We start from the raw sequence: 13,744 nt of genomic DNA on the forward strand, positions 1-13,744 counted from the left end.
TAATGACCATAATCCTGTATCGTAGACTACACAATTAAATTTAATAATTTTTTCGGAAATAGGTTGTGGTAGAGGCAATTCATGAATTCCCCCTACCCTATTGGTTAAATCACCCAAAATATTCAAACTTCAAGCAGATGGCTATGCCGTTACACCCCTTATTCTTCTCCTAACGTTTTATCCTTCACCCCTCGAACAATACGGGATAACTCCGTTTTCTCATCCACCGCAATCCGACTCGGAGAACCGCTAATAATCCGCTCATAGTTGCGGAAAGAATCACGAATATCTGGCCCCTCGGAACTAATCGTGTACTCCCGAATTCCCTTATCATGCCAAGAACCCCGCATTTTAAACACATTAATCGCCCGGGACATTTCGCCACGAATTTCCACATACTGCAACATAATAATCGTGTCCGTAATCGTAGAAATATGGGATTCTGTAATCGAATTTGACCCCATGAATTGATCCGTAGTATTGGTAAAAAATCCCGTAATTTCTTCCTGTTTCGCGTAACCTGTCACCCCGATCACAAATTGCCGGAAAGCATTATTCGTCACCCCACGCGCTAACGCAGAGAGAGAGTCAATGGCAATGCGAGAGGGTTTAAACTGCTCAATCTCAGATTTAATAATTTGTAAGTGGTCTTCAAGACCCGCCGATTCAGGATAGGAACAGAGCAGTTTTAACAGACCTTTTTTCTCCATTTCCTCAAAATTTACCCCCCAAGAACTAGCATTCCGGGAGAGTTGAGCGCGGGATTCCTCATAGGCGAATAAAATCGCTCGTTCTCCTTGGCGACAGCCTTCTTGTAAAAACTTGCTGACGAGGAGAGTTTTGCCTGTCCCCGTGGCTCCAGTGGCCAAGATAATCGAGTCTTTAAAGAAACCACCACCACACATTTCATCCAGTTTCTTCACACCAGAAGAAGCGCGGACATTAGAAGAACGTTGAGTCAAGCGCATTGCTCCTAGGGGGAAGATATTAATCCCATCATTAGTGATGGTGAAAGGATATTCTCCTTTCATGTGAGTTGTGCCGCGTAATTTGAGAATTTCTATGGTTCTACGTCGTCGTTCCCCTTCTAATACGTTGCGCAGAATAATCACATTATCAGAAACAAATTCTTCCACCCCAAAACGCGCCACTGGACCGTATTCCTCAATCCGTTCTGTGGTCATGATCGAGGTAACTTGAATTTGCTTTAAACGGGCTACTAAGCGAAAGATTTCACGACGCACAACGGAAGCGGCTTCATACTGTTGAAAAACAGCCGTTACCGAGTCAATAGAAACCCGCTTTGCTTTATATTTACGAATGGCGTATTGAATGCGCTCAATCAAAGCAGAAAGGTCAAAGTTTCCCACAACTTCTTGACCTTCTGGGTCAGGAGAAGCATCGAGAATGAAGAGTTTTCCTTGATCAATTAATTCTTGTAAATTCCAGCCAAAACTGTAGGCATTCGTGATAATATCTGAGGGAGATTCTTCAAAGGTCACGAAGACTCCTGGCTCTCCGAGGTTTTTAATACCGTTGTAGAGGAATTGAACAGCTAGTAAGGTTTTCCCTGTGCCTGATGTTCCACTCACAAGGGTCGTTCTTCCGATTGGCATTCCCCCATGACTAATTTCATCAAACCCTTCGATCATCGTCCGAATTTTACGGACTCCTAAAATGGATGTGCTATGAGAAGGGTGATCACTCGAATTAGGTTGGTTCATCACTGAGTTGTTTAAGGTGTTCGGTAAAATAGAAGATAAGAAACGAGTTTAAAAATTAGAAGAAAACGTTTTTATACTAACAGAAATGTGGCAATCTGTTGATGGAGTTAATTTAACGGTTAATTTAACGGTTAATTCATTGGATACAGAGCGAGCAGGGGTGACTCAGTGATGGGTTTCTCGTTGAGGCAAACAGCATCTTTGCCTAGATGGGTCAACAGTCCCTTAACCTTCGGTAATTTCTTCATACAATAAATCTAAACCGATTAGCACTTTTTCACGATCAGATAAATCACCGATGATTTTCCGCACTGGGGGAGGCAGAACTTTAGATAAGGTGGGGGTAGCTAGGATCTTGTCCTCTTCAGCAAGTTGTGGATTTTTCAGCACATCAATCACTTTTAGAGCATAAACTCCTTGAAAATCTTGTTCTAAGATGTTTTTTAAGGTTTTCAAGGCTCGCGCTGAATTTGGGGTATTGCCAGCGACGTAGAGCTTGAGAACATAGGTTTTTTTGGACGCACTCATAGGATAACAGGTCAAAAAAAGAAAAGAAAGATTAAACTATAGTTGTTTTGTTCTACTTTACAGTAGGGTTATTGCTCACCGGACTTTACTCACTAGAGGTGAAGATTTCAAAGGGAATATCTTCTCGGGGGATGGAACGACGATACATTTCACAGAGATGAGCGATGATGTCAATGAGTGCGAGACGGTAGTCTAAGAGGATTTCCTCGCTGCGTCCTTCTAGCTTGAGTTGTTGGGAGAATTGATCCATCAGTTCCATGTGAATTTCCAGAATTTGTGAGACAGATAAATCCGCAAAGAAGGCTCGATTGACAAACTGATCAATCGTTTGGTTGAGGGGATAGTCTGGGATAAAGTAGTTGAGGATAATTTCACGGTATTCTACACTCAATTCGTCGAGGAGTTCTTGCTTGTCTTTGGGGGGGAGGTTTCGCCAAAATTCTTGGGGGTTTCGTTTGTAGTAGATGCCGAGGTAGCCGAGACGTTCCTTCAGTTTTTCAGCGAGTCGTCGCTGTTGGAGGAGGAGAAAGGTTGGGGAGGGTTGCTCATGGCGGGTGTTGGAGGGGATGGGGGTTTTAGCAAGGGGGGGGAGTTGGAATAGGGGGGGGAGTTGCAGCAGGGGGGGGAGTTGGAGGAATTTGGCGATCGCCTGCTCAATGGCGGTGGTAATCTGTTCAACTTGGGTCGCCAACAACCAAACCTCTCCGGTATGGTACAAGTAGGGAGATGCTCCGGGGGTGGAATGCTCAGAAATTCTATCATCTCGGGTAGTATCCGAGAGGTCGGTGTTCTGATTGTCAGAGTTTCTCGGTTCAATGATCACCACAGGCAAGAGAGTCCCTTGGGTAAACAAGTGATTTAAGACGGCTAACTCCGCATCAATATTTTGTAAAATTAGGCAGTCGATTTGTTCTTTATGAGCCTCGACAAACTCCAAAAAGTGAGCCTGTTCGTCAAAGCGATAGTAATTGTACCGTTCATGGTCTAAAAAATTCTGCAAAGACTGAGCGAGTCCCTCGGTCTTAGCATAGACACAAATACACAATTTAGCGTTCAAGGGGTTAGTGGGATCGGACTCCAAAGGAGCGTTTTCATCGGTCATCACACATAAACGGGGACATACATCGCAGGCTTGTCGTAAAATTTAACATCAGATCGATTATACCCGATCAACCCCCATTCCCAACGAGGGAGAGATGTGGAAGGAGGCTATGTCAACAGAGACTAAGAATTGTAATTAATTGTAAGCCGAGGTATAAAGTCTCTAGACGAAAAGGCAATAATAAATTTGTGGTGTTCTTAAGATCAATCGGTCTGAAGTTCATTTTACACTGAAATCTCCCCCCGGAAGCTCGGCTTTTGTCCTGGGAGCTAAGGTCATCATCTGGGTAGGGTTATTTATGATCATTCCGCTAAGGCTAAACCTTGGTTGGTTTAAGCATATTTTGTCCATTGCTGGCAACATTTCGCTTTAAAACCTCATATTTGCTGGTTTGTCAGCTTTTAAACTCTTATGGTTAACTTCTCTTCCACTCTCAGTGAGTTTGCACGCTCCATTCCCCTGTGCGATGCCCATGCTAGTCTTGAGACGGTGCTGGCTGTAATGGATTCGAGTCAACAAGAGGTGGTGGTGGTAGTTGGTCCAGAGGATCGCCCCCTCGGAGTCGTTCGTCTGGCCCGTTTTCTACCCTATTTAGGCTGTCGTTTACTGGTCGGGACTATTGCTCAGGCTCAGACGAGATTGGGAGGCTGGGGGATTGGTCGTTCAGATTGGAGTCCGTCCCAAGAGCGTTGGCAGGGGGTGAATGGGGAGTTACGGCATTTACTCGAACCTGTGGCGATGTTGCCGGATAGTCTACGGTTAGGGGAGATTAAAGACTATTTTGATCAGAATCCATTGCTCCATCACTGTTCAGCCTATGTGGTAGTAGATGGGGAACAGAAGGTGCAAGGGCTATTAGATGATCGTCAATTGTGGCGGGCGTTGTTGCCTGAAACTCCGGGGACTGGGGATGTCTCGGGGGGTGTCTGGATGCCCACGGGATATCCCGAAAATCCACCCACGACTAGCGACAATTTACAGGATTTCGTGCAGTTGTTGGATCAATTGCCGATTCCCCTGATGCTCAACACCCAACAGGGGGAAATTGTACATCAAAATGCGGCTTGGCAAGCCCAAGTCGGTCGGCAAGAAAACCCCAGTAATCCGCCCATGCAGTCCACTTGTCCCAAGGCTGTGGATTGTATGACCCTGCCTACAGAGAACTATGAGGCGTTTTGTGAACAAGTCCACCAAGCCCTGAGTCAGGAACAAGCATTACAACGTTGGTGTAGTTTAATTGAGGAGCGGGAAGATCCCGGGGTAACATCGGGGTTTGGGCAAACCCCTCCCGCTTTAATTCAACATCGTTTCTCGGCCCAACCCCCTCTCAGTTCTAATGAACCGTTGGAACACCAAGTCTGGCAATTTGTCAAGCTTCCGTTACAAATCAACACAAAAAAGAGGAGCAATACTGTTTCTCAGTCCTTGCCGAAACTCTGGCTAATTTTAGCGACGGATGTCACAGAACAGCGACAACTCTGTAAAGAATTGGCGGCGAAAAATGCGGATCTGGTGCAGTTAAACCGCTTGAAAGATGAGTTTTTAGCCTGTATTAGCCATGAACTGAAAACACCCCTAACGGCGGTTCTGGGGCTGTCGAGTCTGTTAAAAGACCAAAAACTGGGGGAATTGAATGCTCGTCAGATGCGTTATGCTCAGTTGATTTATCAAAGTGGGCGGCAGTTGATGACGGTGGTGAATGATATTTTGGATTTAACTCGTCTGGAAACGGGGCAACTGCAATTGACGCTGGAAACGGTGGATCTTAAGGCGGCGTGCGATCGCGCTTACGAACAAGCCAGAACCCAAATCCACAAAAACACCGAACCCCTCAATCCAGACTTCCCCCTGATGGACTTTACCCTTGAAATTGAAGAAGGTCTAAAATTCATCGTCGCGGATGAACTGCGCTTGCGTCAGATGCTGGTTCACCTGTTGGAAAATGCCTTTAAATTCACCCCCCCCGAGGGCAAAATTGGGCTAAAAGTCAGTCGTTGGCAAGGTTGGATTGATTTCACCGTTTGGGATACGGGGATTGGCATTCCCGAATCTGCCCAGCATCTGATTTTCCAAAAATTCCAACAACTGGAAAGCCCCCTCACTCGGCAATTTGAAGGTACAGGGTTAGGGCTGGTGTTAACCCAACGGTTAGCCCGCGCTCATGGGGGCGATATTTCCTTTATTTCCACCGTCGGCAAGGGGAGTAAATTCACGCTGCTCTTGCCTCCCACCCCGCCAGAACATTATCTGTCGGCGGTGAATAATCCCCCGAATAATCAACTGATTTTAATTGTGGAAGCGGTTCCCCAATCCATTGAACAGTTAAGTGGGATGTTACAAAAACAGGGGTATCGGGTGATTATTGCCCGAACAGGGACAGAAGCGCTGGAAAAAGCCCGACAGGTTCAACCTCGCGCCATTTTACTCAACCCGGTGTTACCCTTGCTCTCGGGTTGGGATGTGTTAACCCTGCTCAAAGCTGATGCCACGACAGAAGAGATTCCAGTGCTGGTGATGGCAACGCGGGCTGAACGTCAACAGGCGAAACAAAACGGGGCGGATGGTTTTCTGAGTCTGCCTGTGCAACCTTCGGCACTCCAGGAAAACCTCTCCCGCTTACGTTCTCAACCGATGGTTCACCAGAGCAACCTCACGATTTTGCGACTCAACCCAAAGTTTGCTGAAGTGGCCGCCGATGGCAATTCGGTATTTGTGACGGAATTTGGGTTAGCACTGTCTCAACAGACTTCAGGGTTAAATTATCGCATTCTGGAGGCGGATGATCTCGAACAGGCCAGTGTTTTAGCCCGAGTTTGGCATCCAGATGTTTTGTTATTGGAGGGCATCAATGGGACGGATTCGGTGGAGTTTATGCGATCGCTCACCCAATATGAAAATCTGGTGCATTTACCCCTCGTGACCCTCGAAACCCAAACCACGGAAGCGGCCAATCAATTCCCCAGTTTAGCGGTGTTTCCCTGCTTAATCCCCATTGCAGAACAAACCATTGCCGCCCTATTACAGGTGATTCAAGTGGCCGCTGGCATCTCGACCCAGCCCCATCTGCTGATCTTTGGCGATAATCTGCCCCCAGAGGGGGAGCAAAACGGTCAAAACGGAGAATTTTTACCCGCTTTAACCCAATATCTTCAAACCGCAGGTTTACGCAGTTTACTGGCGCAATCTTGGCCAGAAGTCTACAGTCAGATTCAACAACACAGTGTTGATCTCTTGATTCTCTATCTTCACGACCCAACTCCCTCGGCCCAGTGGCAAGCGGGGATTCAAGGATTAGTAGACTCGGCTTTTACACCCCCAATTTTATTATTAGATCATCGTCCTGCTCCCCATTTTCCGGGTTTAGATCCCCAGTTCAATCATTTAGTAGTAGAGGTAGTGGAATACGGTTCTCAATCCATGGCAGAGTTATTAACTCAGATTCATCAATTGTTAGGTTGACTACTCCCACCGTTAAGCTCCTCTCGTCGCTATTAACCTTCTTGACATCCTCCACCGTCGTAAACGACGGGGATTCTTAGCTCTCGCAATCTAGGCTTTCTGCAGAAGGTGCCAGATAATGTGAAAGGGGATAAGGTTGAGCCTTACCCCTTTTTCTAGACTACTAAATGTAGACCCTACTCAACAGAATCTAACGTTTTCTCTCGATCCAACTTTAGGACTAACACACCCAAAGGAGGAAGGCATAAATCCAGAGAATAAGGACGGTTATGGAAAGACCAATCTTCCGACCATTTACCCCCTAAATTCCCCATATTACTGCCACCAAATTCCCCAGAGTCGCTGTTGAATAACTCCGCGTAGAATCCCGGTTCTGGGACACCGACGCGATAGTGGCTGTGGGGTTGGGGGGTGAAGTTACAAACGGTAATTAACCAATCACTGTCATCTTTACTGCGACGAATAAAGGACACCACACTATGGCGATTATCACTACAGTCAATCCACTCAAAACCGGACTCTTCATAGTCTTTTTCGTATAAGGCGGGTTGGTCCTTATACAAAGCATTGAGGGACGAGAAGAAGTGTTTCAACTGTTGGTGAGCATCGTATTGCAGTAAATGCCACTCTAAATCAGACCAGACATTCCATTCATTCCACTGACCAATTTCCATGCTCATAAACATGGTTTTCTTGCCGGGGTGACAGAACATATAGGTAAAGAGAGCGCGGACGTTGGCGTATTTTTGCCACTCGTCGCCGGGCATTTTACCCAACATACTGCTCTTACAGTGAACTACCTCATCATGGGATAACGCCAACATATAGTTTTCGCTGTGGTTGTACCACATACTAAAGGTGACGTTGTTTTGATGGAATTGCCGGAACCAGGGGTCCATGTGGAAGTAGTCCAGCATATCGTGCATCCAGCCCATGTTCCATTTGAGGTTAAAACCTAAACCTCCGACATAGGTCGGCCAGGAAACCATCGGCCAGTCAGTGGACTCTTCGGCGATGGACAGGATGCCCGGATAGTAGCTATACAGGACGCTGTTCACCTGACAGATGAAGTCGCGGGCGGCGAGGTGTTCTCGGCCGCCGTATTCGTTGGGTAGCCATTCTTCCCGGAAATAGTCGAGATAGAGCATAGAGGCTACAGCGTCCACGCGCATCCCGTCGATGTGGTATTTATCAAACCAGAACAGGGCGTTGGCCACAAGGAAGTTCCGGACTTCGTTGCGGGCATAGTTAAAGACGAGGGTCCCCCATTCTTTATGTTCTCCAATACGGGGGTCGGCGTATTCGTAAAGATGGGTACCATCAAAGAAGGCGAGGCCGTGACCATCTTTGGGAAAGTGACCGGGTACCCAGTCAATTAAAACACCAATGCCGTTTTGGTGACATTGGTCTACAAAATACATGAAGTCTTCGGGGGAACCGAAACGGGAGGTGGGGGCGTAGTACCCTGTAACTTGATAGCCCCAAGAGCCATCAAAGGGGTGTTCGGCTACGGGTAAGAGTTCAATGTGGGTGTAGCCGAGTTCTTTGACGTAGGGAATCAGTTCTTCTGCCAGTTCGTAGTAGGTCAGGAAACGCGCACCGGGTCGCAGTTCTGCGACTTGTACGGGGTCGCCTTCTCCCCGTAGATAACGGGCGGGTTCTTCGTAGGCACGATGAAGCCAAGAGCCAAGATGCACCTCGTAGACGGAGATGGGTTGTTTGAGGGTTTCGGTCATGCGCCGTTTTTCCATCCAATCTTCGTCGTTCCATTGGTAGGAGTCGAGGTCAGCGACGATGGAGGCGGTTTGGGGACGGACTTCGTGTTGGAAACCGTAGGGATCGGCTTTTTCGTAGATATGTCCTTCCCAGTTTTTGACTTCGTATTTGTAGATGGTGCCGGGTTTGACTTCGGGGATAAAGAGTTCCCAGGTGCCGTTTTCCCGTTTGCGCATTTGGTGCTGACGACCATCCCAGTCGTTAAATTGTCCAATGACGGAGACGTTGCGGGCGTTGGGGGCCCAAACGGCGAAGTAAACGCCTTTTACTCCGTTCATTTCCATGGGGTGAGCGCCCATTTTCTCATAGATCCGATGGTGGTTGCCTTCGGAGAAGAGATGGAGGTCAAAATCAGTTAGGACGGGGGAGCGGAAGGCGTAGGGGTCGTACATGACGCGATCATGGCCTTGTCCGCGAATCCGAAGTTGATAGTTGGCAAGTTCATCAACTTCGATTTTGCATTCGAAGAAGTTGGGATGATGGACGGATTGCATTGGGTATTCTTTCCGGTCGCCGGGACAGATTACCCAAGCTTTTTCCGCTTGGGGCAGATAAGCACGAACAATCCAACTTTTGACTTTACCATTTTCCTCTAAAGGGTGGGGTCCTAGCACTTCAAAGGGGTCATGGTGCTGGTTCCAAACGATTTTGTTAACTTGTTCAGGGGCTATCATCGTTGACTTCACTATATAAGCTGTGCCTATTCCAACCAACTAACGACTGGCATATTTTGTTAGTCTCATTGGTAATGCCATATATTTTGACATACTCCCTCCTTTACACAACGTAAGGTTGGGGAAATAACTGGGATTTATGGTGTTGTGGGTGTTGATTATGGCCCAGGTGGGTCGCTGGGGAGAGGTTCTAGGTGTAGATCATAACGATAGAGGGCGACGGGACGACCGAGGGCTTCAAAGTAGTTGGGATCTTGGGGGGAGAGGTAGATGGCGGTGATTTGGGTGGCGAGGATTTCTCCGGTGGGTTGTAGGTTGTAGGCGGTGGTGGTTTCTACGTCGTTGATATAGACTTGGGAGTTGGTACGGAAGACTTGATTGGTGAGTTCTGTGGTGACGAATTCTCGGGGGGAGGGTTGTTCGGTTTTGCGTCCGGTGACGGTGGAGATGAGTTGTCGTTCTCCTCGGAGTTGGGTGATTTGGCGGTTGGGGTTGTCGGGGTCGATTTGAACGGTGAGGACGGCGCGATCGCCTAAATAAGCTTTGGCAATCTCTAACCCGTTAAAGGTACGGTCGGCGATGATCTTGGGGGGGGTTTGGGTGGGTAGGGATAGGGGGGGACGGGTGAGGTTGAGGGGGACGGGAATTTTGGGGGTTTGGGGAATAAAACGCACGCGGAAATAAATGGGGTCGTTGAGATATTTGCGATTGCCTTCAAATCCGGGGGTGACAATTTCGGGGGAGAGGGGGGCGACTAAATCGGTGAGGGGACTGCTGACTTGCCAGAGTCCGGCCATCCAGTCGGGATAAATTAGATCCCCTTGGGCGGTTTGGACGGGGGGTTTTCCTAGCCAATGGGGGTATTGGCTGATGCGATCGCGCAATTCTCCCGCAACGGCCCGCTCTCCCCAACACAACCACAATAAAACCAATAAACCAACACAAAGGCAAATTTTTACCACGCCGGATCTGAGTAAAGATTGATCTTCAGGTGTTTTTGACCTGCCGGAATCGATGTGATGCAAGCACAAATGGGAGTGCCGTCTTCTAACTCCACCTCGCAGGCATGACACGACCCCATTAAACACCCTGTCGGTATAGTAATTCCCGCCCGCTTGGCCACTTGCAGCATCGGTTCTCCAACTGCTGCTTCTACTGTAACACCGTTGGGTAAAAACTCGACTTGTACAATCATAGGGCTGAATTTAGAGTTAAACGACTTTGGCTAGGGCAGCTTCTACGACTTCCACCCCAGCACCGGGGAGGTGGGCGTTTTCGCTTAAATGACGTTTCCAAGCTTTGGTTCCCGGTTGTCCGGCAAAGAGTTGTAACATGGGACGGATCAGGCTGTTTAATTTAACCCCTTGTCTGACCCAAGTTGCCAAATAGGGTAACATTCTTTGCACGATTTCCGGACGGGAGGGGGGAGGGTCGGGTTCTCCATAAAACATCTGATCTACTTTAGCAAATAAATAGGGGGTGTCGTAGGCGGCGCGTCCAATCATGACACCATCTACGGCTTGCAGTTGGCTTTGAACCTCGGCTAGGGTTTTAATGCCCCCGTTAATTTCAATAAACAGGTGGGGAAAGTCTTGTTTTAAGCGGTGAACTGTTGGGTATTGAAGGGGGGGAATTTCCCGGTTTTCTTTGGGGCTTAGGCCTTGTAACCAAGCTTTGCGGGCATGGACGCTAAATTGTTGACATCCGGCCTCGGAGACGATCTGCACAAAGCGGTGGAGGTCTGGGTAGCGATCGCACTCATCCACTCCAATCCGATGTTTCACAGACACAGGAATCTGTACGGCCTTGATCATGGCTTCTACAGCGCGGGCGACTTTTTCCGGTTGTAACATCAAACAGGCCCCAAAGTTGCCATCTTGCACCCGACTACTGGGACATCCCACATTGAGGTTCACGCCATCATAGCCCCAATCTTCGGCGATTTTGGCACAGGTGGCGAGGTCTTGGGGGTTATCACCGCCTAACTGCAAGACTAGGGGATGTTCGGCGGGGGAAAAGTCCAATAGTTTCCCCTTGTCCCCGTGCAGAATGGCCTGGGTGGTGATCATTTCCGTATAAAGCAGGGTATGGCGCGTAATTTGGCGCATAAAATAGCGGAAATGGCGGTCAGTGCGTTCCATCATGGGAGCCACACTGACCGGGTGTTCTAGGCGAGTTAGGGGGACTGGGGAAAGCAACATGGGGTAGGTTTAGAGCAAACCAACAAAATGTAAGGGGCCATTGCCACTGATTAATTCTAACAACAAGGCTAAAAAGCCCAACATGGCCAAGCGCCCGTTCCAGACTTCGGCGGTGGTGGTGAGTCCCCATTCCCAACGTTCTTGGGGGTACATTTTGACCCGTTTTTCCATGCGAGTCACTTCAGCAAACTGCTTCGGGGTGCTGTGTAAACTTTCAATGACTAACTCTTTGAGGGATTGAATAAATAGGGGATGGGTGTTGAGGGCGGGTACTCGACCAAAGTGATGAATCCCTGCCTCTTCGGCTATTTCCCGATATTCAATATCAATTTCCTGTAAGGTTTCGATGTGTTCGGAGACGAAACTAATGGGAACCACGACGATTTCCTGTACCCCTTGCTGTCCGAGTTCTATTAAAGCGTCTTCGGTATAGGGTTTGAGCCATTCTACTGGACCGACGCGGCTTTGATAGGCAAGAATATGGGGATTAGGACGGTTTAATGTGTTCAGAATTAGGCGGGTGCAATCTTCAATTTCCCGTTGGTAGGGATCTCCGGCTTCGGCGACGTAGCTTAGGGGTACCCCGTGGGCGCTGAAAAAGATATGAACTTGGTCGGGATTTTCAAATTTATCTAATTCCCCAGCGATTAAGTCCGCCATAGCGCGGAGATAATTGGGGTGTTGGTACCAAGAGGGAATAACGGTATATTGTAGATTTTCTAGGCTTGGGTCTTGTTGCCAGATCCGTTCGAGAAGACGGAAGGAGGAGCCACTGGTACTAATGGAAAATTGAGGATAGAGGGGGAGAATGACTAATTTTTCCACGCCATCTTGTTTGATGCGGGCGATCGCTTCTTCGGTGAAGGGGTGCCAATAACGCATCCCAATATACACCGAGACTTGATCTAATTCTTTTTGCAGTGCTGTTTCCAGGACTTCCGCTTGAGCTTCGGTAATCTGGCGCAGGGGAGAACCGCCCCCAATTTGGCGATAATTGTCTTGGGATGTTTTAGCACGGCGGGTGGAAATCAGCCAGGCTAAGGGCTTTTGCAGCCAAGGGAAGGGAATACGAATAATTTCGGGATCAGCAAAAAGATTAAATAGAAAAGGACGAACATCCTCCAGGCTGTCTGGTCCCCCCAGATTGAGTAATAATACTCCTACGCGACCCATAGTGCTTTAATAGTTTCTAAATTGTTCAGATTCTTTAACTTAGTTTAACAATTAATTCGGTCAAAACAACGGGGGTTTTACGAGTGGCTACAATTCTCAGAGACTGGAGTTATCGCTATCAGTGGCTTTATGACAGTATTTCGTGGCTGGCTGCGATCGCCGTCGGGGGAGAAACTCGCTTTCGACAGTTGGCGCTGCAAGGTTTAACCCTTGAGAAAAATACAAAGGTATTAGACCTCTGTTGTGGAGCCGGGCCGGTGACAGAATATTTAGTGCGTTTTTCCGATCAGGTGACGGGATTAGATGCTTCCCCCAATGCTATTAAGCGGGCGAGTCAAAGAGTCCCCCAAGCGCAGTATGTGGAAGCGTTTGCGGAACGGATGCCCTTTGAAGATCAGACCTTTGATGTGGTGCATACTAGCGCGGCACTCCATGAGATGCAACCGGAGCAGTTGCGGGCGATTTTAGGGGAAGTGTACCGGGTTTTGAAGCCTAACGGGGTGTTTACCTTGGTAGATTTTCACCAACCGACGAATCCGTTATTTTTCCCCGGTGTGGCGTTGTTTTTGGGCTTATTTGAAACGGAAACGGCTTGGCAATTGCTGAAAACGGACTTGGTAGGGGAGTTAAAGCAGGTGGGATTTCGTCGTTGCGATCGCACCCTTCACGCCGGAGGGAGTTTACAGGTCATTCAGAGTTATGTTTAGGTTGGATTTTTGGGTTTTGCGATCGCTCCACCCAACCTACAGCTAGCATTCTTTTGTGTTGTTCAAAGTGAGGATCTTATATCATCAAGAGGATGCTCGGGAGCATCAGGAATAAACTCAATCATAACCCGAAAACGTCCCTTTTTCCATCCGCCCCCTTTTGGACTCAAATATTGGCACTCTAGACCCTCATCTGTTAACATACTGCTGTCCAATTCATTCAGCATACGTTTATAGCGGTCTTTTAACTGTTCAACAGTAAAGATATTAGAACCTTTGACACTCCACTGCCTAAAGGCGAGTGGATTCTTTCCTCATAGACTCTTGTCTAGCCAATCAGAAATTGACCCCGACAGAACGTCTCCGAAAGCATTTTGAATCACGGGCTGTCCGACCGCGA

The 13,744-nt window shown here is 48.1% G+C and carries 11 protein-coding genes; 2 read left to right on the forward strand and 9 right to left on the reverse strand.

Annotation, left to right across the window (positions count from 1 at the left end; all coding sequences use genetic code 11):
* Window positions 1-158: 158 nt before the first annotated feature.
* The 3 genes from kaiC to K4A83_RS12715 all read right to left on the reverse strand — a co-directional run bounded on the left by kaiC (window position 159) and on the right by K4A83_RS12715 (window position 3,354).
* The gene (gene kaiC / locus K4A83_RS12705; protein ID WP_265264946.1) at window positions 159-1,724 is read right to left on the reverse strand and encodes a circadian clock protein KaiC; all 1,566 of its coding nucleotides are present in this window, start codon (window positions 1,722-1,724) and stop codon (window positions 159-161) included.
* Window positions 1,725-1,949: 225 nt separating this feature from the next.
* Window positions 1,950-2,252: a circadian clock protein KaiB gene (gene kaiB, locus K4A83_RS12710; RefSeq protein WP_265264948.1), complete on the reverse strand. Its 303-nt coding sequence runs from the start codon at window positions 2,250-2,252 to the stop codon at window positions 1,950-1,952.
* 85 nt (window positions 2,253-2,337) lie between these two features.
* Window positions 2,338-3,354: a circadian clock protein KaiA gene (locus K4A83_RS12715; RefSeq protein ID WP_265264949.1), complete on the reverse strand. Its 1,017-nt coding sequence runs from the start codon at window positions 3,352-3,354 to the stop codon at window positions 2,338-2,340.
* A gap of 411 nt (window positions 3,355-3,765) precedes the next feature.
* Between K4A83_RS12715 and K4A83_RS12720 the strand changes: the two genes are divergently transcribed.
* Window positions 3,766-6,813 (forward strand): ATP-binding response regulator, encoded by a 3,048-nt coding sequence (locus tag K4A83_RS12720; RefSeq protein WP_265264950.1) that lies wholly within the window; start codon window positions 3,766-3,768, stop codon window positions 6,811-6,813.
* A gap of 176 nt (window positions 6,814-6,989) precedes the next feature.
* Here the strand turns inward: K4A83_RS12720 and glgB are convergent, their stop codons facing one another.
* From glgB to hemH, 5 genes are all read right to left on the reverse strand, one after another.
* Complete coding sequence (gene glgB, locus K4A83_RS12725; protein ID WP_265264951.1) at window positions 6,990-9,263, reverse strand: 1,4-alpha-glucan branching enzyme; 2,274 nt, start codon at window positions 9,261-9,263, stop codon at window positions 6,990-6,992.
* Between the two features lie 158 nt (window positions 9,264-9,421).
* Entirely contained in the window at window positions 9,422-10,225 is an 804-nt protein-coding gene (locus K4A83_RS12730) for a DUF6816 family protein (protein ID WP_265264952.1), read from the reverse strand.
* Window positions 10,219-10,458 carry a 2Fe-2S iron-sulfur cluster-binding protein gene (locus K4A83_RS12735; RefSeq protein ID WP_265264953.1) on the reverse strand — a complete coding sequence of 80 codons (240 nt, stop codon included), beginning with the start codon at window positions 10,456-10,458 and terminating at the stop codon, window positions 10,219-10,221. The genes K4A83_RS12730 and K4A83_RS12735 overlap by 7 nt, the downstream gene beginning before the upstream one ends.
* A 16-nt stretch (window positions 10,459-10,474) precedes the next feature.
* Window positions 10,475-11,464, reverse strand: a complete 990-nt coding sequence (gene dusA / locus K4A83_RS12740) for a tRNA dihydrouridine(20/20a) synthase DusA (protein WP_265264955.1) — start codon at window positions 11,462-11,464, stop codon at window positions 10,475-10,477.
* Window positions 11,465-11,473: 9 nt separating this feature from the next.
* Window positions 11,474-12,637 (reverse strand): ferrochelatase, encoded by a 1,164-nt coding sequence (gene hemH / locus K4A83_RS12745; RefSeq protein ID WP_265264956.1) that lies wholly within the window; start codon window positions 12,635-12,637, stop codon window positions 11,474-11,476.
* Between the two features lie 83 nt (window positions 12,638-12,720).
* Between hemH and K4A83_RS12750 the strand changes: the two genes are divergently transcribed.
* Window positions 12,721-13,344: a class I SAM-dependent methyltransferase gene (locus K4A83_RS12750; RefSeq protein ID WP_265264958.1), complete on the forward strand. Its 624-nt coding sequence runs from the start codon at window positions 12,721-12,723 to the stop codon at window positions 13,342-13,344.
* A 62-nt stretch (window positions 13,345-13,406) separates the two neighbouring features.
* Here K4A83_RS12750 and K4A83_RS23215 read toward each other — a convergent pair whose 3' ends face one another.
* The gene (locus K4A83_RS23215; RefSeq protein WP_407810020.1) at window positions 13,407-13,571 is read right to left on the reverse strand and encodes a KGK domain-containing protein; all 165 of its coding nucleotides are present in this window, start codon (window positions 13,569-13,571) and stop codon (window positions 13,407-13,409) included.
* Window positions 13,572-13,744: the final 173 nt, after the last annotated feature.

Source organism: Spirulina subsalsa FACHB-351 (genome assembly GCF_026130165.1).
GTDB classification, from domain to species: domain Bacteria; phylum Cyanobacteriota; class Cyanobacteriia; order Cyanobacteriales; family Spirulinaceae; genus Spirulina_A; species Spirulina_A subsalsa_A.

What these genes read in the sequence shown, in the direction of transcription:
- K4A83_RS12715 (WP_265264949.1), bottom strand. Translation starts at nt 3,354, where the DNA reads ATGACCGATGAAAACGCTCCTTTGGAGTCCGATCCCACTAACCCCTTG.
- dusA (WP_265264955.1), bottom strand. Translation starts at nt 11,464, where the DNA reads ATGTTGCTTTCCCCAGTCCCCCTAACTCGCCTAGAACACCCGGTCAGT.
- K4A83_RS23215 (WP_407810020.1), bottom strand. Translation starts at nt 13,571, where the DNA reads ATGCTGAATGAATTGGACAGCAGTATGTTAACAGATGAGGGTCTAGAG.
- kaiB (WP_265264948.1), bottom strand. Translation starts at nt 2,252, where the DNA reads ATGAGTGCGTCCAAAAAAACCTATGTTCTCAAGCTCTACGTCGCTGGC.
- K4A83_RS12720 (WP_265264950.1), top strand. Translation starts at nt 3,766, where the DNA reads ATGGTTAACTTCTCTTCCACTCTCAGTGAGTTTGCACGCTCCATTCCC.
- K4A83_RS12735 (WP_265264953.1), bottom strand. Translation starts at nt 10,458, where the DNA reads ATGATTGTACAAGTCGAGTTTTTACCCAACGGTGTTACAGTAGAAGCA.
- kaiC (WP_265264946.1), bottom strand. Translation starts at nt 1,724, where the DNA reads ATGAACCAACCTAATTCGAGTGATCACCCTTCTCATAGCACATCCATT.
- glgB (WP_265264951.1), bottom strand. Translation starts at nt 9,263, where the DNA reads ATGATAGCCCCTGAACAAGTTAACAAAATCGTTTGGAACCAGCACCAT.
- hemH (WP_265264956.1), bottom strand. Translation starts at nt 12,637, where the DNA reads ATGGGTCGCGTAGGAGTATTATTACTCAATCTGGGGGGACCAGACAGC.